The sequence below is a fragment of the Mesobacillus sp. genome (assembly GCF_057785455.1).
The window spans coordinates 1-20,242 of the sequence record NZ_JBYNSB010000031.1 but is presented as its reverse complement, the minus strand read 5'-3'; the positions used below and the strand labels follow the sequence as shown (position 1 = coordinate 20,242).

15 protein-coding genes are annotated in these 20,242 nt (G+C 43.6%); 9 read left to right on the top strand and 6 right to left on the bottom strand.

The window, feature by feature from the left end; all coding sequences use genetic code 11:
- Positions 1-523: 523 nt before the first annotated feature.
- Positions 524-850, top strand: a complete 327-nt coding sequence (locus tag AC3EBE_RS12085; RefSeq protein WP_488595283.1) for a hypothetical protein — start codon at positions 524-526, stop codon at positions 848-850.
- A gap of 723 nt (positions 851-1,573) precedes the next feature.
- Here the strand turns inward: AC3EBE_RS12085 and AC3EBE_RS12080 are convergent.
- The 3 genes from AC3EBE_RS12080 to AC3EBE_RS12070 all read right to left on the bottom strand — a co-directional run bounded on the left by AC3EBE_RS12080 (position 1,574) and on the right by AC3EBE_RS12070 (position 4,696).
- Positions 1,574-2,536 carry a TIGR03943 family putative permease subunit gene (locus AC3EBE_RS12080; protein ID WP_488595282.1) on the bottom strand — a complete coding sequence of 321 codons (963 nt, stop codon included), beginning with the start codon at positions 2,534-2,536 and terminating at the stop codon, positions 1,574-1,576.
- An 11-nt stretch (positions 2,537-2,547) separates the two neighbouring features.
- Positions 2,548-3,543 (bottom strand): permease, encoded by a 996-nt coding sequence (locus AC3EBE_RS12075; protein ID WP_488595281.1) that lies wholly within the window; start codon positions 3,541-3,543, stop codon positions 2,548-2,550.
- Positions 3,544-3,637: 94 nt separating this feature from the next.
- Positions 3,638-4,696: a metal ABC transporter solute-binding protein, Zn/Mn family gene (locus tag AC3EBE_RS12070; protein ID WP_488595280.1), complete on the bottom strand. Its 1,059-nt coding sequence runs from the start codon at positions 4,694-4,696 to the stop codon at positions 3,638-3,640.
- Between the two features lie 277 nt (positions 4,697-4,973).
- Between AC3EBE_RS12070 and AC3EBE_RS12065 the strand changes: the two genes are divergently transcribed.
- From AC3EBE_RS12065 to sstT, 4 genes are all read left to right on the top strand, one after another.
- Positions 4,974-6,173 carry a GTP-binding protein gene (locus tag AC3EBE_RS12065; protein ID WP_488595279.1) on the top strand — a complete coding sequence of 400 codons (1,200 nt, stop codon included), beginning with the start codon at positions 4,974-4,976 and terminating at the stop codon, positions 6,171-6,173.
- Positions 6,174-6,206: 33 nt separating this feature from the next.
- The gene (gene rpmG, locus AC3EBE_RS12060; protein ID WP_207502617.1) at positions 6,207-6,356 is read left to right on the top strand and encodes a 50S ribosomal protein L33; all 150 of its coding nucleotides are present in this window, start codon (positions 6,207-6,209) and stop codon (positions 6,354-6,356) included.
- Positions 6,357-6,571: 215 nt separating this feature from the next.
- Complete coding sequence (locus tag AC3EBE_RS12055; RefSeq protein WP_488595278.1) at positions 6,572-7,372, top strand: DUF2935 domain-containing protein; 801 nt, start codon at positions 6,572-6,574, stop codon at positions 7,370-7,372.
- A gap of 301 nt (positions 7,373-7,673) precedes the next feature.
- Positions 7,674-8,912 (top strand): serine/threonine transporter SstT, encoded by a 1,239-nt coding sequence (gene sstT, locus AC3EBE_RS12050; protein ID WP_488595277.1) that lies wholly within the window; start codon positions 7,674-7,676, stop codon positions 8,910-8,912.
- A 539-nt stretch (positions 8,913-9,451) separates the two neighbouring features.
- On the opposite strand, the gene AC3EBE_RS12045 is transcribed toward sstT, so the two are convergent.
- The 3 genes from AC3EBE_RS12045 to AC3EBE_RS12035 form a co-directional block, all read right to left on the bottom strand.
- The gene (locus tag AC3EBE_RS12045) at positions 9,452-10,006 is read right to left on the bottom strand and encodes a cysteine dioxygenase (RefSeq protein WP_488595276.1); all 555 of its coding nucleotides are present in this window, start codon (positions 10,004-10,006) and stop codon (positions 9,452-9,454) included.
- A gap of 41 nt (positions 10,007-10,047) precedes the next feature.
- The gene (locus AC3EBE_RS12040; protein WP_488595275.1) at positions 10,048-10,971 is read right to left on the bottom strand and encodes a DMT family transporter; all 924 of its coding nucleotides are present in this window, start codon (positions 10,969-10,971) and stop codon (positions 10,048-10,050) included.
- Between the two features lie 738 nt (positions 10,972-11,709).
- Positions 11,710-14,736 (bottom strand): efflux RND transporter permease subunit, encoded by a 3,027-nt coding sequence (locus AC3EBE_RS12035; RefSeq protein WP_488595274.1) that lies wholly within the window; start codon positions 14,734-14,736, stop codon positions 11,710-11,712.
- Between the two features lie 428 nt (positions 14,737-15,164).
- Here AC3EBE_RS12035 and AC3EBE_RS12030 point away from each other — a divergent pair, with 428 nt between their 5' ends.
- The 4 genes from AC3EBE_RS12030 (at position 15,165) to AC3EBE_RS12015 (ending at position 19,590) form a co-directional block, all read left to right on the top strand.
- Entirely contained in the window at positions 15,165-15,914 is a 750-nt protein-coding gene (locus AC3EBE_RS12030; RefSeq protein ID WP_488595373.1) for a sulfite exporter TauE/SafE family protein, read from the top strand.
- Between the two features lie 526 nt (positions 15,915-16,440).
- Complete coding sequence (gene abc-f / locus AC3EBE_RS12025; RefSeq protein ID WP_488595273.1) at positions 16,441-18,357, top strand: ribosomal protection-like ABC-F family protein; 1,917 nt, start codon at positions 16,441-16,443, stop codon at positions 18,355-18,357.
- A gap of 10 nt (positions 18,358-18,367) precedes the next feature.
- Positions 18,368-19,027, top strand: a complete 660-nt coding sequence (locus AC3EBE_RS12020; RefSeq protein WP_488595372.1) for a CatB-related O-acetyltransferase — start codon at positions 18,368-18,370, stop codon at positions 19,025-19,027.
- 74 nt (positions 19,028-19,101) lie between these two features.
- The gene (locus AC3EBE_RS12015) at positions 19,102-19,590 is read left to right on the top strand and encodes a TspO/MBR family protein (protein ID WP_488595272.1); all 489 of its coding nucleotides are present in this window, start codon (positions 19,102-19,104) and stop codon (positions 19,588-19,590) included.
- Positions 19,591-20,242: the final 652 nt, after the last annotated feature.

Below are 20,242 nucleotides of genomic sequence, written 5' to 3'. Positions count from 1 at the left end.
GAAAGAAAACCATTTGTGCAATTACTCAGACGAAAAGTATTTTAATAGATCGTGCTGCAAAAACAGATACAACAGTTAAAAGTGTGGCGCAACATATTTTAACAAAGGCAACTATCCTATGGTAGTTGCCTTTCAAAGTATACGAAAAAAAGTTCACGTAATTGTTGATAAGTTTGAAAAAAACTCAAATAAAATGAATGCGTAGTATGGTATTATTTTTTCTGCAGGCATACAGCAAATAGAAATAAGATTAATATCCACTTTTCAAATCCTCACGTACCTCACTTATATAATTTCCTTCATAAAAACCAATATAATTTCCTTATTAAATTATTCAAACTTTCCGGAATACCTCTTTGTTGGCTCCTCGTAACTTCTGTTAAAACCGTCTCGTATCCTTTCATCATCTTTCAGCAATCATTTCAATTTTTTTTACAATGAAAGGGGTGGTCAGCAATGTAAACTTTTAATCAGGTGTTCTAATCATAGGTGTTTCAGTTTTAAAGTTGAAGGAGGAATTATAATGGGTCATGATATTTCCGGGTTCAATAAAGCAAGGGAAGAAATTGCCTATGCCCGTTTTAGCATGGGAAATCGAAATGCCATCCTGCTGTACGGTTTACTTGATGCATATCAGTTCTATGCAGGCGTTAGTGGATCAGGCAGAAGTTCAATCTTCTCGGCCAAACAATTTGAAAAGGCTTTGAATGAATATAAGAAAATATTTAAAACTGAATCCCTGTCTGAAAGGGATTGCGTATCCTTGGATCAAAAACAAATCCTGATTTTCATCCAAAACTGTCTGGCAACAGCACAAACAGAAGAAAAAGTAGAAGTGTATTTTGGCTAGTATGTTCTGCAATGCTTGTTATGCTTTCAATGCTCCTCCGTCTCAATAGCAGTCTAGAAAATATCTCCGCTCAAATTACTTACATCCACAAAATATCAATTCATTAATCAACCTGTTTACTTTACCCGAATTCCTAAAACATGGCTTTGTATAGCGGGGCGCATGAATGTAAAAAGACGTACCTTCAGGCAGGCTCTTAATAGCGACCCCCTTTTCTTCCTATGGATAGGAAAGAAGAGTGAGCCTCATTTGAGTCGATCCAAGACTCTATTTAAAAAACGCCAAACCTCCTGTTCCACACTGATCAAATAGACTGTCTGACCCAGGCTTTTTTCTGAGATGGCATTTTGGAATGTCTGCCGGATGTTCTTTTTATATGCTTCACATGGGGGCTTCTGCATCTGATCACCGTATTGGTCAGTCATTTCCTGTCTTGTTAGGTAATGGTCTAATTGCATGTTCTCCCTGTGCATCATTACTAGCAAGATGAAAAAAAGACTACGAAAAGCCAAATGAATAGAAGTTTTCCTAACCTAAAAGAAGCTGTAAAAATATCACCAAAATTCACTAAAAATTAACTAAATATTCTATCTTTGGTGTAATAATCCTGAATTGTGGAGAGTCCAACATGAGAGGGGGGAGTAGGCAAAATATCGGTGAGCAGGTGATTGCGGTAGAGGACTGTGCCAGAGAAACAGAAGCAGAGGGTACGTCCCCCTGCTTCTAATCTCTTCTAATACTGACGGGATACAGGTATGGTGTGTCTGGTTCTTTTGTTTCTTCCCATTTGGATACTTTTATGACGGGCAAGGGGTTGCCCATGTAGGCACCGCTTTGGATTATGCCTTCGATTTTGATCCATGTGTCTTTTTCGATTTTGGCTGCGTCCGGGAATTCTGAGAGGAATCCGATGATGCTGGCATCTGCTATGCAATGGGTGACGAGGAATCGTGAGACGACGAGCTGATTTTCGGTGAAGCCATCTTCTTTATAAACAAAGCCGTACAGGTTCACTTTTCTTCCCTGGAATTTATTAATATTTGAACTGATTTCATCGTAGTAACTTGAATAGATGCTGTCATTGAAGACGATCGTGGAGCCTTCCTCTAATTCTTTCATCATCCTGTTATATTCTTCTTCTGTTTGTTCATTTTCGTACCCGGTTGCGGTTTCGGTGCCTTCTGGTATGGCAGTGTCTTGGCCGGATGCCTGGCCAGGATCATCTTTTACCGTTTCTTCTTCACTTGCAGTAGGGCTTGCCTTCTTTTCTCCGCCGCTTTTACTTGAGCCTGCAATCGACAGCATGGCCCCTTTTTTATCTGCAATCGATGAGTCCAGAATCTTTGCAGGTAGCATAAATCCTGTTAGCAAAGGCAGGATGATGATGGAGTACGACAGCAGTTTTTTTAATGTAAAAGGGGTGGTGCCATGGTCATGAAGATGATCATGTGAGCAGCAATCATCGTGGCCGCATGTGTCTTCATTGCCTGAACCTCGTATCGTCCATATCCTGGTGATCTGAATGAAAAATAACAATAAGAACAGAAAAGCTGCCGCCTGGCTAAGGAGTATATATTTCGGGTTGATGAACAGATAGATGTCACCTGTAAAATGCATCATATAGAGCATGGCGGAAAACCCTAGCAAAATTAACGCTCTGGCGGCCTGCTGTGCATGGAATTGCATGATTACACCTCCTAAAGCATGCTGCTGAATAGCATCAGAGTGGTAAATACAGTTGCTGCGACAAGCGCAAGAACGGTCATGACAAACTTAAAGCGGAATACGCTCAGCATCATCAGCGTGTTTTTCAAATCGATCATCGGCCCGAAGACCAAGAACCCAAGTATCGAGGTGGAAGGGAAAATGCTGCTGAACGATGCACCGATGAAGGCATCTGCTTCCGAACAAAGGGATAGGAAATAGGCTAGTCCCATCATGACAGCAAGGGAAGACGCGGTGCCGCTGCCAATCTCCAATAAGGTTTTTGCAGGCATATAGGTTTGTACCAATGCGGCAAGGAAGGCGCCTGCGATTAAATACTTTGCCATATCGAAAAATTCGTCAATCGAATGCTGAAGCATCGCCCAAAATTTCTCCAGGAATGACTGTTTTTTTGCATGGGAGTGATTGGCAATTGAAATCGATGATTTAAACTGTGTGCCTTTAAAGAGGGCACCAACCATCAAAGCTACAAGAATCGCAATAACGAAGCCGAATCCCATACGAAGGGCGGCTATTTTAAAATCATTGCCAAATGCCATATATGTAGACGCGATGACAATCGGGTTGATGAGCGGGCCAGTCAGCATGAAGCCAATGGCTGCTGCGACTGGAACCCCCTTGCCAACGAGCCTGCGGATAATGGGCACAATGCCGCATTCGCATGCCGGAAAAAGAGCGCCAACACTGCAGCTCATGATAACTGCCAAGTATTTGTTTTTAGGAATCCATTTGCTTATATGGTCCTCTGTAACGAAAATCTGGATCATTCCTGCAATAAGGACACCAATCAGCACGAATGGGAACGCCTCTATTAAAATGCTCAAAAAAATCGTATTCAAGTTTAATAGGGATGGGGGGAGTTCGATTTTATCCTGAAAACCTGTACCAAGACTTAGAAGCCATATCAATGCAAGGATGACAGCGAATCCTGTGAGATCAAGAATATTCGACCGGATCAGACGAGTCATATTACCTCCTGAAAGTTTTATATTTGCTAGAGTATATAATTTTTAGTAATAAAATATGCTAGCTTTATGGAAAATAGTAGAACCGATAAGGAGATTAATTTAACACTTTCTCTAACGTATTTATGTTTTTTCGCATCAGGCTAAAATAATCCTCATCATTCTTCATGTCTTCGGCTGTGATTGACTCCAGGTTGTAAAGTGTTACGGCCTCCGCTCCAATTTCACTCTTAATCATTTCCGCTACCCGCGATGATACATTTTGCTCAAATGCAATGTATTTAAGCTTATGTTCTTTTGCTTCTTCAATGAGTAGGGACAATTCTCTTTGGGAAGGCTCCTCTGTTGGGGAAAGTCCATGAACTGCAATCTGATTGATTCCATACCGATTGGCCCAGTAGCCATAGGCTTCATGGGCAACAAGCAGATGATTCGTTGCAGCATTCCCGGTCACTTCCTTAAACTCCTTGTCTAGTTCCTTAAGCTCTAGTTCTAGTTGGGTGAAATTCTTTTTGAATTCCTCTTCCTTTTCTGGCATCAGCTTGATCAGGGAATCTTTAATATTGGAAGCAAGTTTTATAGACAAGATTGGATCGAGCCAAACATGAGGGTCAATATTTTTGTGTTGTTCATTGTCCTTATGATCTTCGCCGTGATGTTGCTCATCATCGGAATGGGCGGCTTCATCTTCATGGTGTTCATCATCGGGATGGGCAGCATCGTCTTCGTGAGGCTCACCATGTGAGTGATGTTCTCCTTCTTCATGTGTATGATCGGAATCTATCATCTCTACATTTTCTGCAGCTTTCAGGATCAATACTTTTTCATCTTCCAATGCTTGTTGGGCTTTTTCAGCAAATCCTTCGATACCGGCACCTGAATAGATAAATAAATCTGCCTCGGCCAGCTTCATCATATCCTTGGTGGAGGGTTCAAAGCTGTGGGCATCAACATTTGGAGGGAAGATGCTGTTAACGTCTATGTATTCGCCGCCGATTTTTTCAGCAAAGTCCTGAAGAGGGTAGATGGTGGTATAAACAGTAAGTTTGTTAGATTCGGGATTGTTTTCGCTGTTTGTTTCTTTATTGGAGGAGCAGCCTGTCAGTGATACCCCAAGGGATAGAAGCAATCCAAGTGATAAATTAGAAAATTTCATAGTGATCTCCTTTTATTCTTTTTCAAATCGAAACGATTACGATTTAAAGTGTAAAACAGAATAATGAATTTGTAAATGATTTTAGGAATCATTACGATTTATTTTTGTAATTGAATTTAATGTGTAAGATTTTTTGAGTAAAAATATTTATTTGACAAGTTTTAACGAATGGGGTTAATATACGTTTTAAATCGTAATGATTACGATTAATGAATGATCACAACACTTTTTTCTCTCAGAAGGGCCCTCTGATGGAAAAAGAAAATTGAGGTGCAGCATGAACAAAAAGATTCCTGTAACAGTATTGAGCGGATACCTTGGTTCCGGAAAAACAACATTATTAAATCACATATTGAACAATCGTGAGAATAAAAAAATCGCTGTCATTGTCAATGATATGAGCGAGGTGAATATTGATGCTGCATTAATCAAGCAGGGTGGCTTTTCAAAAACAGAGGAGAAGCTGGTCGAGCTTCAGAATGGCTGTATTTGCTGTACGTTAAGAGAGGATCTTGTCATTGAAGTGGAGCGGCTGGCAAAGGCTGGTGATATTGATTATATCGTGATTGAGTCTTCCGGTATTTCAGAACCGATTCCTGTCGCACAGACATTTACATATGTAGATGAGGAGCTGGGGATTAATTTAGGAGAATGGTGCAAGCTCGATACAATGGTCACAGTCGTTGATGCAAATAGATTCTGGCATGATTTTTCTTCTGGTGAAAGCCTTCTGGACAGGAAGCAGGGAACTGATGAGCATGATACTCGTGAGGTAGTGGATTTATTGATCGACCAAATTGAGTTTGCCAATGTCATTGTCTTGAACAAAAAGGACCTCGTTGATGGAGAAGTTCTATCAGAACTGAAGGCGATGCTGCAGAAGCTGAATCCAGGAGCGAGAGTTATTGAATCCAGTCATTCTAAGGTTAACCTTCAGGAAGTTCTTGATACAGGTCGATTTGACTTTGAAGAGGCAAGCCAGGGAGCGGGCTGGATCAAAGAATTAAACGAGGAACACATTCCGGAAACCGAAGAGTATGGCATTTCTTCATTTGTTTACCGAAGAAAGCGTCCGTTTCATCCTGAGCGATGGATGACGTGGCTTGAGTATTGGCCGGAGGAAATCGTCAGGGCAAAAGGCTTCTTTTGGCTGGCGACACGAAATGATACGGCCGGATTATTATCACAGGCTGGACCATCCATCATGCTGCAGGCTGCAGGGAATTGGGTTGCGGCCTATCCAGAAAGTGAAATAAACGAGATTCTAAGCGAAGAGCCGGAATTGAAAACAAAATGGGACAGTGAATTTGGAGACCGAATGACAGAGCTTGTCATGATTGGTGTGGAAATGGACATTGATGAGATTGCAGCTTCCCTGGACGAATGTCTGTTAACGGAGGAAGAAATGCCAATGAATTGGGCCGATTTTCCCGACCCATTGCCGCCATTTACTGAACCATTAGAAAATGCAATTTGATTTATACTTTGAGGAATTACGGGGGTAATCATAATGAGAGTCAATATAACACTAGCATGCACAGAAACTGGAGACCGAAACTACATTACAACCAAGAACAAACGGAATAATCCAGATCGAATCGAACTAATGAAATACAGCCCGCGGCTGAAAAAGAAGACCCTTCATAGAGAGACCAAATAAGAGAGGTGGAAGCATGGGGACGTTTCTCATGCTTCCTTTTTCATTTAAGAGGAGTTTGATCTTTTGAGCTTGAAAAAAGAAGCAGAAGGTACGTCCCCCTGCTCCCAGCAAAAGAAGCAAAGGGTACGTCCCCGTGCTCCCAATGAAATTCATGTATATACATAGGGGTTCCTTCATATATATGGTGGTGGAATTATGGGAAAAGGGGTGGGCGAATGGCTAATCCGATTGTGGCGAGGTCGTTGGATGAAATTGCTTTTTGGTCAAGGATCATGAAGGAGCATGCTTTATTTTTGAGCTTGGGATTTACGTATGAACAGAAACAGCTGATTGCTGAGGCGCAGCAGTTCATTACGGTTTTTGAACGAATCGAGGAGAAGCTTGCCAGGTTTTCGGTGAATTCTGATATACGGCAGGTTCAAGCTTTTAACACTGAGGTCTATCAGGCGGCAGCTGCTATTTGGAGCTATAAAAGGAAGGTGCTGGGGTTAACGCTGCGCTGTGAAATCCGGCATAATAACTTTCCTTTGTTAGTTGACCATATCAGCAGGGAGGCGGCTTATTTTGCCAATCGACTGAAAGATCTTAATGAAGGGAAGCTGGCACCGGAGCCTGATACTATTATTGAAGAAAATGTATTCTTCTTAAGAATCATGGCTGACCACGCAAAATTCATCGGCCATCTGTTGGATCCATCGGAAAGAAAGCTTGTTGAACAGGCGAGGGAATTCAGCCACGATTTTGATCAGCTTGTTTTCCAGGCTGTGGATCTGGATTCGATGAGGCCGCAATCAGAAACCGTGCCGTTATTGGATCAATTCCTGGACCAAAACAGAGTTTCCGTTGCCTCGCTCAGGGATTTCAAGAAGACGGCCAGGGAATTAATTGAAGCCTGCCGGATAAAAAGCAATATTCATCCTCTTTTAGCTGATCATACATTCAGGGAAGCTGAACGATTCCTGGAAATTATCGATTTATTTGAGGCCAACCTGAAAGGGCAAAAGCTTCAAGGTTAAAATTGGATAGGGTAAATTCTGCTTTTAAGAGGATCGGCCATAAATATATTGAACTAATGCATTTAAGCCCGAAACTATAATTTCGGGTTTTTTATTTGCATTCTAAATTAATAACTGAATATTTGGATAGTTAAAACTTTTTGTTAATTCATGTTTATGTATTGTAAAATCTTCTTTTTGCATCTATAATACACGAAACGAGGACAGTTGTATTTTTGCAGAGGACAAAATTACCAGTATATATAGTGCCTCTATAAAACAACGAAACTGAAAAATGGACAAACTATTGGGGGAGACGGCTATGAGTAATTTACTGAAGAAGTGGAATCAAATAAGCCTGGTGAAACAAATCATTGCAGGTTTGGTAATTGGTATTATCCTTGCTTTAGCAATTCCGGAAGTGGCTAAACCGGTTGTGATTTTTGGAACATTATTTGTAGGTGCTTTAAAAGCCGTGGCTCCTGTATTAGTGCTGCTGCTGGTCATGTCGGCCATTGCCCAGCACAAACGCGGTCATAAAACCAATATGAAAACAATTGTTACTCTCTATCTTTTCGGCACTTTTGCAGCCGGGCTTATTGCGGTCATCGCAAGCTTCATGTTCCCGGTCAGCCTTAAACTTACAGCCGGTGCAGAAGGACTGACGCCTCCTGGCGGTGTGGTCGAAGTGCTTAAAACATTATTGCTTAACATCGTTGATAACCCAGTTAACGCTATCATAAATGCAAATTATATCGGTATTTTAGCCTGGGCGGTGCTGCTTGGCCTGGCTTTGAAGAATTCATCTGATTCAACTAAAACAGTGATTGGGAATTTATCTGATGCAATGTCCAAAATTGTTACATGGGTGATTAAATTCGCTCCGCTTGGCATCATGGGCCTTGTTTTTGAATCAATCACTGCAAATGGTCTTGATTCCTTGCTTGGCTATGGGAAATTGATCGGCATTCTGATTGGCTGCATGCTAATTGTTGCTTTTGTGGTCAATCCACTGATTGTGTTCACTCTGATCAGACAAAATCCTTATCCGCTTGTCTTTAAATGTGTGAAAGAAAGTGGAATTACAGCATTCTTCACGCGCAGCTCAGCTTCAAATATCCCTGTAAACTTAAAAATTTGTGAGGACTTAGGTCTGAATAAAGATGCCTATTCTGTTTCCATTCCATTAGGCGCGACAATTAACATGGCCGGAGCTGCTGTGACCATTTCAGTTATGACACTAGCAGCTGTCCATACACTAGGAATCCAAGTGGATATCCCTACTGCCATCCTCTTAAGCGTCGTTGCCGCAATCAGTGCATGCGGTGCATCTGGAGTAGCTGGCGGATCACTATTGTTGATTCCACTTGCAAGCAGCCTGTTCGGAATTCCGAATGACGTTGCCATGCAAGTCGTCGCTGTCGGCTTCATCATCGGTGTGTTACAGGACTCCTTCGAAACAGCCCTGAACTCATCAACAGACGTTCTATTCACAGCCGCAGCCGAATTCAAGAATTGGCGTAAAGAAGGCAAGAAGATCGAAGTCAAGAAAGCAGCTTAATATCGCGGGGAAGCACGGGGACGTACCCGTTGCTTCCCTTTTTTTTAGGCGTTCCTCTTTACAAGATTTAAAGAGCGTTACGGATCTCCATAGAGTAACAGATTAGTAATGGGTAAGAATGAAGAGCAGCGGTGTTTTTCGAGGGAGAAGCAATTTCAGCTTTCTGCGAGTATAGCTGAACAGTGGAGAAGCAGGAGAAGCGTCCCCGTGCTTCCGCTTTTTTCGATTGGGAGGAGCGGGAATTCGAAAGGGTTCTTGCTTGATAGGCATGGACCATGAAACTTCCTAGGGGTTAAATCAAAATACAAAGGGTGATAGTGGAGGAATAAATGAGATACTGGACAAAAAAAGCAGTAAACCTGGAACATATCCAACTCCCCTGCAAAAAATATAACATGGAAAGATTCCAGATCATTTTTCCATGAGGCATCATGAGTGATTTCTGCCTGCCTATTATTCCAGCATGTAAGATGCATGGTTAACTTTTAAAATAAACAAAGAATAAAGAGCCTTTTCCTTTTAGATCAGGCTCTTTTTATCTACTTTTTTAACTGTATTGACCTTACCTTTTGATGCATTTCCTCAGGCCACCATGCCCCGCAATCATCAGACACAATACAGGCAGCACATTTCTCGAGATCATACACCTTCATTCCAGTGATGGGCGGGGAATAGAGATGGAGTGTAACGAGCCCCTGTTCATCGGCTGCCTGCATTTTATGAACGCCCTTTTTTGGTGCGTAAAAGAATTTTCCCTTTGGGTAATGCTCCTTGAACAATTCCTTGGGTAAGATATTTCCCTTGACCTCGTAGACTGAATTAATCGATGTTCCATTAAGAACCTGAATCCAGCCCTCGGAATCGCCGTGATCATGTGGAGCACATTCTAAATCAGACCAATTCATCACTAGCAGCTCGACATCTTCACTTTTATACAGAAGTTTACGATAATAGGGCTTATTTTTGGGCGATTGGAGTATCGGCTCTATATTAGCGAGCAAAAGATTCAGGTTGATTAATGCTTCCTTCATCTCGGATTTTGAAGGATTTTTAAGCGAATCTAACAACTGTTTTGCCTTAGGATTCAAAGTCATGAAACTTTCCTCCTTCTTATGCAATTCATCTGGCTGAAAGGTCAGTGTCTTTTTTCCATGAATCGTTTCAGTATGGGCATTAGGCTTTCGTTGACGATGATTACCCCTATAATAATTATGATTCCGCCAAGCGCACTTATGAGGATTAATTTTTCCTGTAAAAGAAAAATTGCAGCAATCAGTGTGGCGATTGGCTCAAGGTACAAGAACATTGAAACTTTTGAGGCATCAAGCACTTCAAGGGCTTTCCCCCAATACCAATATCCGATTCCTGATACAAAGATCGCGAGGAACAACAAATGTGCCCACTCTGCCGGGGTCAGCAAGGAAACGGATTCCCAGCCTCTGCTTCGGATGATGAATGGAGTGGTCAGCAGGAAACCAATCAAGCTCATATAAAATGTCACGACCAGCGCAGGATAGGGGATTCGCAGCTTTTTTAAAAGGATGGAATAGACAGCCCAGTTCAGCGTGCTCAGGAGCATGAGGAGAAAGCCAATGCTCATAGTGAACTCAAAGGAATGTCCAACTCGAGATGTTGTGATGATCATGACGCCAGTAATCGCTATTATCATCCCGATGGTCTTCGGCAGGTTCATTTTCTCATGCAAAAATAAGACAGATAGAATGACGGTGAAGATGGGGGAGAAAGAAATCAGCCACCCGGCAGAGGATGCATTGATGGTTAACAATGCTGTTGCCTGAAGAATTTGATGCACGAAAACTCCCAGAATGCCGAGGACGATTAAATGAGGGACGTATTGGATAGAAATTCGCAGCCTACTGCGATTGATTAAAAGAATCATCAATAAAAAGAAAGCCCCCAGGCCGAATCGCAGCACCATTATAGAATAAGGGTCGAGTTTTACGAGCAAAGCTTTCGTCGAAACAAAAGAAACACCCCAAAAACTAATCGATAATAAGGCGTAAAATGAAGCGGTAAGCTTGGTACGGAACGGGATCATAGGCTGAGAAATCCTTTCGGCGAAATTCTTTTTATCATCATATGCTTGTCCCGAAATAAGATGAAAGGTTTGTACGGAAGATTGTGGATTGCTATCAAACAAAAGTTTTGGAGTCAGGAAACCTTTTGTCGAATTTAGAATATAAATATAGAAAGAAAATGGAGTGATAAACATGAGGAATTCACGTATTCAGAGAAAAATCTTGATGTATTCCTTGATCTGTCGGAAGATAGGGATTTTAAATGAGGAGGAATACAATCGAATCATCGGTAAATCATTTTATAATTAAATGAACCAAAGCCAGGTATTGATGTGATAAAAACAGCCTGATCCACATTTGGATAAGGCTGTTTTGCTGGCTGTTATACAAACCCACTGATTCTGTTGCATGGACTTATGATTTGCTGCCCCTTCTTTAAGGGTGGAAAGTGCATCGGGTTCTACCCCATGAAGAAGCACAAGAAGCGTCCCCGTGCTTCCGCCTTTCATCATGGAAAAGGAAGCACAAGAAGCGTCCCCGTGCTTCCGCCTTTCATCATGAAAAAGAAGCACAAGAAGCGTCCCCGTGCTTCCGCCGTTCATCCTGAAAAAGAAGCACAAGAAGCGTCCCCGTGCTTCCGCCGTTCATCATGAAAAAGAAGCACAAGAAACTTCCCCGCGCTTCCACTTTTCATCATGAAAAAGAAGCACAGGGTACGTCCCTGTGCTTCAGAAGAAGCGTCCCTGTGCTTCCGCATGTTACATGCTGGCTGTCTGTGATTCTGTCTGTTGGATTCGCTGTTTTTTGGATTTCCGGAAGTGCAGCAGTTCGTAGATGACTGGGATGACGATAAGTGTTAGGAGGGTGGCTACTGCCAGCCCGCCGATTACTACGACTGCAAGGCTTTGAGATACTAGGTTGCCTGTTTCTGCTTTTTTATAGAGCAGCGGCACCATCGCGGAGATGGTTGCGACTGCGGTCATGAATATTGGTCTCATCCTTGTGGCGGCGGCTTCGACGAGCGCATCGCGAAGGATCATTGTTTCTTCGTTTTGTTTTACTCGGTCTAAAAGGACGATGGCGTTTGTCACAACGATTCCGATGAGCATCAACGCGCCAAGCAAGGCTGTGATATCAACAGGGATTCTGCTGATCAGCAGGCCGAGGATGGCTCCGATCGCCGCAAGCGGCAAGGAGAATAAAATGGCGATTGGTGCGCGCATCGATTTGAATGTGATGACCATAATCAAGAATACAAGTCCGATGGAAACGGCCATTGTAATGTACAAGTCAGTGAAATCATCCATTTGCTGTGCATTTGCACCGCCGACAAGTGCTTCAACACCATCCGCAAATTCAAGACCCTTATCGCCAGGTGTCCCGATTACCACTTTGTTGATGGCGGCAGCGACCTCGGATAGATTTCTCGGATCGACTGTCGCTGTGACACGGATATATGTGTCTCCGTCCTTATGGAATCTGCTTGTCGCTTCCTCGCTTTTTTCAAGGCTTGCAAGGTCTGAAGCAAGCGCTGGTCCAGCAGCTGTCATGACTGGAATGTTTTCGAGATCTGCTGGTGATTCAGGATCCACGATTGGTTCCATGAATACAGCTGTTTCTTTTCCATCAAGAGTGATCGTGCCTGCAGGCAGGCGGTTCAGCATACCTGCCAGCTGTCCGGCCAGTTCACCGGCGTTTGCCTTGGCAGGATCTACCTTTAAAGTGTAGACGGTCTTCTTAGCTTCCTGATTGGTTGAAACCTTTTCAACATGCTTGATGTCCTGGATTTCTTCTTTGATTTTTGCTGCTGCGCTTTCAATGTCCTCGATCTTTTCACCGACAACATCGATCGTTACCTCTGTACCGCCGCCCCCAATTAGAGATGCAGCTACGACGGAGAAGCCTGAATCAGGATATTTCTCTTTTTGCGTTTCGATTTTCTTGACGATTTTATCCATGTCATCTTTATTCTTCGGGATGACCATGAACGAGCCGGTAGTTGGCGAGCGGACTTCACCGAACTTTGCTTGTTCTTCAGAGTTGCCAAGCTGTGTAAAAACATCCTTTACCTCGCTCAGCCCCAAAATATACTCTTCCAGTTTAAGTGTATTTTCTTTTACTTCTTCCAAAGGAGTGTCATTTGGATAATTCAGGTTGACGGATACAAGATCCTTTGTTGAATTGTCTACCGCGCCTTTAGGCATGACTGCATAAGTTCCGATGGATCCGGAAAATAAAAGGAATGACAGCAGGAGGATAACCCATTTGTGATTGAGCGACCATTTCACAAAGCCGGTGAACCGTTTTGAAGGGTTATGCTCATGCAATTTTGTATTTTTCAAAAGGCCTGCACTCATCAGGGGCACGACTGTAAGGGCCACTAAAAGCGATGTCAGCAGGGAATACGTTAGCGTCAATGCGAACGGCAGAAGGAAATCCTGGAGTCCGCCGCTGACAAGCCCGATTGGTAAAAATACCGCAACGGTTGTAAGCGTTGACGCTGTAATCGCCGGGCCAACCTCTTTCGTCGCATTTAGGATCAATTCCACAGAGAACTTTTCTTTTTGCAGCTTCCTGAAAATATTTTCGATGACCACAATACTGTCATCGACCAATCGGCCGACGGCAACGGCCACTCCGCCCAGTGTCAGGATATTGAGAGTGACGCCTGAACGGGCTAAAAGGAATAAAGTCAGTGCCAGCGATAAAGGAATTGAGATAATCGTGATGATGGTTGAACGGATATTCCTTAGGAAGACCATAATGACAATCGTTGCAAACAGTGCACCGAGAAGGACTTCCTTCATCATCGAGCTGACGGATGACTTCACCATATCGGCAGTGGCAATGACCACTTCTGCATGGGCATCAAGATATTTTTTATTGATTTCTTTTGCTGTTTCTCTAAGCTCTTTTGTCACCGATACTGCATTGGCGCTGCTTTCCTTCGTGACAATCAGAAGCAGGCCCTCTTCAGCATTGACGCGCATCATGACGCCTTCTGCTTTTTTCGTTTCGATCTTAGCGATATCTTTTAAAATGACCCCAGGAGCTACCGGGAGCTGTTCAAGGTCAGAAATGCCATCAATGGCACCAGAAACCTTGATATTGCTAGCCTTGCCATCGATTGTTTTTTCGCTGATGGCAGCGGAAAGGTTCTTGCCCTGGAGAACGCCCATTACCGCCTGCAGCGGTACCTGCTTTTCAGCAAGGAGGCTGTTATCAACTTTAATAGAAACATAGGAATTGTCTTTGCCGAAGGTCTGGATGTTGCCGACACCATCTATGTCTTTGAATTTAGGGAGTATGTTCTTGGATGCGTACTCGAGATTTTCGGCGGTCGGGCCGTCCTCGAAGGTGATGGCGATATCTGCGATGGGAATCATGGAGGTATTTAGCTGGACAACATTAGGTTTTGAGACATTTTCAGGAAGCTGTACTGTACTTAATAATTCCTGTACTTCCTGTTTTGCTTCTTTCATATTTGTGCCTGATTCAAATAGAACATCGATTTTCGTGTATCCGTCTCCGGTTGTGGAAAAAATATTGCTCTTTCCCTTAACACCTGAAATTGCGGATTCAATCGGTGTTGTGACCTGATTTTCCATTGTTTTGGAATCCGATCCCTGTCCCATGACGACAACCATTACCCGCGGTTCGTCAGCAGACGGGAGGAATTCCATAGGCAAGGTAAAATAGCTTGCCAGGCCAAGGAGCAGGGTCAAAACGGTCACTAATTTGACTGCCGCCTTATTACGGAATGCCCACTTCGTAATTAAATTCATGTAAAACCACCTCATAATAGGAAAAATTGCCTATATAGCAATATTGACTATAACACCTCAGTAGGAAAAATGGAATATATTTCTTAAGGGCTTTTAGAACAGAGAAGCTAAAGTCATTATGAAACTTAGAAAGATTTGTTCGCGGGGGTAAGGGAGTGATACGGAATAAAAGTTAGAAGCAGAAAAGCCGTCTAGCCCCCTGTGTTCACAATGTGTAAAAAGCACTTCGCAATAGAGGTACAGAAATTCGTCGAGAAGATTAGCGATAGTTTTCTGCGGGATTAATTGATTAAAAATAATAAAAGCTTGATGTGCTAGTTGGTTTCTTTGCTTTTTTTAATTACGAAAAAGCCGTCCTCTCTTCCTGAAGTTCTATAATAGAAATTGGGTTATTTAAATAGTAAGCTGGTGTGCTTAGGGGGATGGACATAATGATCACACTTACTATGTTGTTATTGGGTTTATTGGTAGGCTTTATCGGTGCAGGGGGATCGGGTTTCATTATTGCTATTTTGACTGTTGGATTTGGGGTGCCTATCCATACTGCGCTGGGGACGTCGCTGGCGGCAATGGTTTTTACCACTCTCTCAGGGGCTTACAGCCATTATCGGCAGGGGAATATAGATTTGAGGACAGGCCTGACTGTAGGCGTCTTTGGGGCCATGGCTGCTTTTGGGGGTTCGAAAATCGCGGTATGGATTCCCGTTGGGTCCATGCACTGGCTGACTGCGGGCATGCTGTTTTTATCCGCTGTCATGCTGATGGTCCGGCTGTTTATCGTTAATAAAATAGTAGATACGGGAGCAGCAATTCCGCGGAAGGGCATTCAGCTCATACGTTCTGTGTTGGTAGGCGCCATTACGGGGTTATTATCGGGGACATTTGGAATCGGCTCCGCTCCGTTCATACAGCTTGGGCTAATGATCGTTTTGGGTCTTTCCGTGCAAAAATCGGTCGGGACAACGATGCTGGTCATTTTGCCAATTGCTCTGGCTGGCGGGACTGGCTATTATTTTGAAGGATACTTTGATGTCATCCTTTTGGTGCAAGTATTGGCTGGAACAATGGTGGGGTCGTACATTGGAGCGAAATTCACAAACAACGTGCCGCTGCCAGTCTTAAAAAGTGCGATGGTGCTAACGCCGATCATGGCCGGGGCTATCTTGTTAGTTGAGTGAATATATGATATTGAAGACCAGCAGGCAAGAAGATTACCTGCTGGTCTTTTTATTTATATGAAAATTCATCCAATAAATCCGTTTACAAAATCATGCAATCCTGAGATAATAAAATGGAATTTCGGAGGGAGGAAAGTAAGTTTATGGAACCAACATCTAATTGCTGATTATTAATTTTTGAAAATTAATATGAATTTCTATGGAGTGTAAATTCGCCTAATTTGTTTAGGTTTATTTGTTATGCTCTTATGGAATGAGGCAATTAGAAGGTAACTTACTTTACTGAACTCGGAATGATTAGGGCTCTCCAGGCAATTTTTTGGAGACGGCATAGGAACGGACTGTGCTTTTTTAGGCATGGGATTTTCGCCGGCCCAATTTAATCATATTCATGAGCATTCAAGACTGTAAGAAGACACCCTCTTCTTATGGTCTTTTTTATTTTTAAAATTAAATAGTAAAAGAAGTTCTTCTTTGTCCTGTCCATAAAAGCGTAGCTTAAATATGGATGAAAGAAGGAATATATATGTTCGAATTAAAAGTGCATGGCATCAAAAAATATATGGAAGCGACGCTGGTCGTGGAGAATTTTACATTGGAAGCATTTGAGGGCGACAGAATCGGGATCGTTGGTGCAAACGGAAGCGGCAAGAGTACGGTTCTCAAGCTGATTGCGGGCATTGAACCGATGCATTACTACCCAGGCTACCCGCAAACCTCAAGCCCTGGCTACGATGAAGGCTTGATCCACAGGCCGAGAGGGGCAACGTTTGCTTACCTTGAGCAGATCCCGGAATATCCTGAAGGGCTAAAGGTCATCGATGTGCTGAACCTGGCGTTTGAGGAGGTTCACGAAATCGAAAAGCAGATGCGCGAGCTGGAAGTGCAAATGCAGGTTTTGGAGGCTGGAGCTCTTGAAAAAGCGCTGAATAAATACAGCGACCTTGTCCAGCTGTATGAAGTGAAGGGCGGGTACGAACAGGAAGAGAAAATGGGCAGGGTCTGCACGGGCCTCAAGTTCAGCGAGAGCTTTTTAAACAAGGATTTCGATTTGCTGAGCGGCGGGGAGAAGACGACGGTCGGGCTCGGGAAAATCCTGATTCACCAGCCTGACATCCTGCTGCTTGATGAGCCGACCAACCACCTTGATATGGATTCAATTGAGTGGCTCGAGGGCTTTTTGAAAAATTACAAGGGAATTGTGCTGATTGTTTCGCATGACCGCTATTTCCTTGATAACGTCGTGAACAAAATCGTCGAGATCGAGGACATGACGACGATTTCCTACAAGGGGAATTATTCCGCTTTTATCAGCCAAAAAGAAGAGAATATGCGCATTCAATATGAGCATTTCCGCGAGCAGCAGAAAAAGATCAACAGCATGGAGAAGCAGGTCATGAGCCTTCGAGACTGGGCGCTGCGTGCGGATAACAACAAGTTTTTCCGGAGAGCAGCAAGCATCCAGAAGAAGATCGACAAGCTGGACCGCATTGATAAACCAGTATTCGAACGCCGCAATATGAGGCTGAATTTTAACGATGCCGTGCGTTCCGGGAACGAAACAATCAAGGCGGTCGGGCTGTCGAAGCGTTATGAAGACAAGGTGATCCTTGATGACGCCGATTTGATGATCCATTATGGCGAAAGGGTCGGGCTGGTTGGGCCTAACGGCAGCGGGAAGACGACGTTCTTGAAGCTGCTGCTGGGAGAAGAACAGCCGGATGCAGGTGTTGTCGAGCTGGGCGCGAATGTAATGGCCGCCTATCTGCCGCAGAAGATTGTTTTTGCCAATGAAGAGCTGACCGTGCTTGAATGCTTCCGTGAGGACATCTCGATCGTTGAAGGGAAAGCGCGGGAATATCTGGCGAAGTTCATGTTTTATAAAAAAAGCGTCTTCAAGAAGGTGAAGTTCTTATCAGGAGGCGAGCGCATCAGACTGAAGCTGGCGATGCTGATGTTCCAGGATATCAATCTGCTGATCCTCGACGAGCCGACGAACCACCTTGATATCGATTCCATCGAAACGCTTGAAGCCGCGCTTGATGAGTTCAAAGGGACGATTTTCTTTATCTCTCACGACCGTTATTTTATCAATAAGATCGGAGAAAGAGTCATCGCGCTTGAGGATTTTGGATTCAAAAGCTATGCCGGGAATTATGATTTTTACCGAAGCGAGAGGGCTGCGGTTGCTGAGGTTAAAGAAGAAGAGCTCCCTGTAAAAGCAAAGCAGGAGCGGGTGCGGGTCAGGCAGGCGGATGCAGAATCGGAGAAGGCGAAGGTGCTGGAGGAGATCGAGCGTCTTGAAAAAGAAATCGTCGTCGTGGATCTGGCGATGGCGGCACATTCTGATTATGAGCAGCTAAACGAACTTTATGGAAAAAAACAAGACCTGGCCTTGGCATTGGATTCCGCGATGGAAGTGTGGATGGGCTATGAGGAATAAGGTGAATGAGATGCGTTTTGGACCTGAGCCAACGAAGAAGTATGCGAAAATTGATTACAATGGCGTTTGTTTCATTAAAAATTTGATTACGAAGCCGAATATTTTTGTCGGCGATTACAGCTATTGCCACAGTGAAAAAGATGCTGAGAAGTTTGAAGAGAATGTGCTTTATAATTACATCTACAACACAGATAAGCTGGTCATTGGCAAGTTCTGTTCAATTGCCTCTGGCGTAAAGTTTTTGATGAATAGCGGAAATCATCGTGTAGATGCTTTTACCACTTACCCGTTTCCGATTTTTGGGCAGAGGTGGGACGATGAAATCCCTGAGGCTGATTACTGGGAGCAAAGAGGCGACATCGTGGTCGGGAATGATGTTTGGATTGGGATTGAGGCGCTGATCATGGCCGGCGTGACGATTGGGGACGGCGCCATCATTGGCGCTCGCTCCGTTGTGACGAAGGATGTCCCGCCTTATACGATTGTTGCCGGGAGCCCGGCCCGTGTCATTAAGCAGCGATTTCCGGATGAGGTAGTTGAGAAGCTATTAATGCTGCGGTGGTGGGATTGGGAGATTGAGAAGGTTACCGAAGAGATTCCTGCTTTGCTGAGCGGGGATCTGGGTGAATTGGAAAAGCTGATTTATGAAGATAAAGTGCGCTCCTCCTAGTGGGGGAGCATTTTTATGTTTTTATGGGTTTGAATTGGGAAATGGTAAGAGAAACAAGGAAAGCAGGTGGTGGAATGAGTGTTTTAACCGTCGATGGCAGGAAGGATAGAGGCAAACTCTTTAAGGAATTATTGATTCCTGTTGTGGGTGGAATGGTAACAGGGATGGTCGCATCAAAGAATGCGAAGGAAATCTACAGCCGACTGAAGAAGCCAGATTATGCGCCGCCCTCCTGGGTCTTCCCCGTCGTGTGGACTGGCCTTTACGCATCGATGGGATTAGCGAATTACCGGGTTTCGCTGAAAAAGAAACCAACCACTGCTGCGAATGCCCTTTATGATATCCAGCTTGGATTGAACTTCCTCTGGTCCTTCTTGTTTTTTAGGTGGGGACTGAGGGGCACCGCCTTTGCCGAAATCGCGCTGCTGCTGGGGATGATCACGCTGACCACTTACCAATATTACCAGAAGGACAAGGTCGCGGGCAGTCTGATGATTCCTTATGTAGCGTGGGTTGGGTTTGCGATGAAGCTTAATTATGATTTTTGGAGGTTTAACCGCTAGGGGTAAAACGTAGAGGGTTTGCGGAGTATTGGAAAGGGCCCCATAACAATTAGAGCGGAAGGAAGCAACCGCTGAATTGAAATGTGCCCTCAATGCAAAACCAAAGGTAAAACCGCGGGTGAAGTGTTATTGAGCATGGACCTCATTGCACTTCGATTGTAGAAATCGTTGTTTAAATGCAATGAGGAAGGCTCTCGATACAGTTCGACTGAAAAAATCGTGGTTGAACTGCAATGAGAAGGACTCTCGATACAGTTCGACTGTAAAAATCATTGTTGAACTGCAATGAGGAGGACTCTCAATACAGTTCGACTGTAAAAAACATTGTTGAACTGCAATGAGGAAGGCTCTCGATACAGTTCGACTGTAAAAAACATTGTTGAACTGCAATGAGGAGGACTCTCGATACAGTTCGACTGTAAAAAACATGGTTGAACTGCAATGAGGAAGGCTCTCGATACAGTTCGACTGTAAAAATCATTGTTGAACTGCAATGAGGGAGGCTCTCGATAGTCAAGTCCTGATTACTGTGTAAAATAAATGGCAAGTGTTTTCTACCTGAACCTTTTCATTTTTTTTTGCGAAACTTCCATGGATTTTTTTCTTCATCTCCAGGGAGGGATGTCAAATGGTTTTCAATTTGACATGCCTC

Bases quoted from the DNA above. Each gene is read 5' to 3' on its own strand.
- AC3EBE_RS12055 (WP_488595278.1), top strand. From the start codon at position 6,572: ATGGCTAATCCGATTGTGGCGAGGTCGTTGGATGAAATTGCTTTTTGG.
- AC3EBE_RS12035 (WP_488595274.1), bottom strand. From the start codon at position 14,736: ATGAATTTAATTACGAAGTGGGCATTCCGTAATAAGGCGGCAGTCAAA.
- AC3EBE_RS12080 (WP_488595282.1), bottom strand. From the start codon at position 2,536: ATGCAATTCCATGCACAGCAGGCCGCCAGAGCGTTAATTTTGCTAGGG.
- rpmG (WP_207502617.1), top strand. From the start codon at position 6,207: ATGAGAGTCAATATAACACTAGCATGCACAGAAACTGGAGACCGAAAC.
- AC3EBE_RS12085 (WP_488595283.1), top strand. From the start codon at position 524: ATGGGTCATGATATTTCCGGGTTCAATAAAGCAAGGGAAGAAATTGCC.
- AC3EBE_RS12075 (WP_488595281.1), bottom strand. From the start codon at position 3,543: ATGACTCGTCTGATCCGGTCGAATATTCTTGATCTCACAGGATTCGCT.
- abc-f (WP_488595273.1), top strand. From the start codon at position 16,441: ATGTTCGAATTAAAAGTGCATGGCATCAAAAAATATATGGAAGCGACG.
- AC3EBE_RS12045 (WP_488595276.1), bottom strand. From the start codon at position 10,006: ATGACTTTGAATCCTAAGGCAAAACAGTTGTTAGATTCGCTTAAAAAT.
- AC3EBE_RS12015 (WP_488595272.1), top strand. From the start codon at position 19,102: ATGAGTGTTTTAACCGTCGATGGCAGGAAGGATAGAGGCAAACTCTTT.
- AC3EBE_RS12020 (WP_488595372.1), top strand. From the start codon at position 18,368: ATGCGTTTTGGACCTGAGCCAACGAAGAAGTATGCGAAAATTGATTAC.
- AC3EBE_RS12065 (WP_488595279.1), top strand. From the start codon at position 4,974: ATGAACAAAAAGATTCCTGTAACAGTATTGAGCGGATACCTTGGTTCC.
- sstT (WP_488595277.1), top strand. From the start codon at position 7,674: ATGAGTAATTTACTGAAGAAGTGGAATCAAATAAGCCTGGTGAAACAA.
- AC3EBE_RS12040 (WP_488595275.1), bottom strand. From the start codon at position 10,971: ATGATCCCGTTCCGTACCAAGCTTACCGCTTCATTTTACGCCTTATTA.
- AC3EBE_RS12070 (WP_488595280.1), bottom strand. From the start codon at position 4,696: ATGAAATTTTCTAATTTATCACTTGGATTGCTTCTATCCCTTGGGGTA.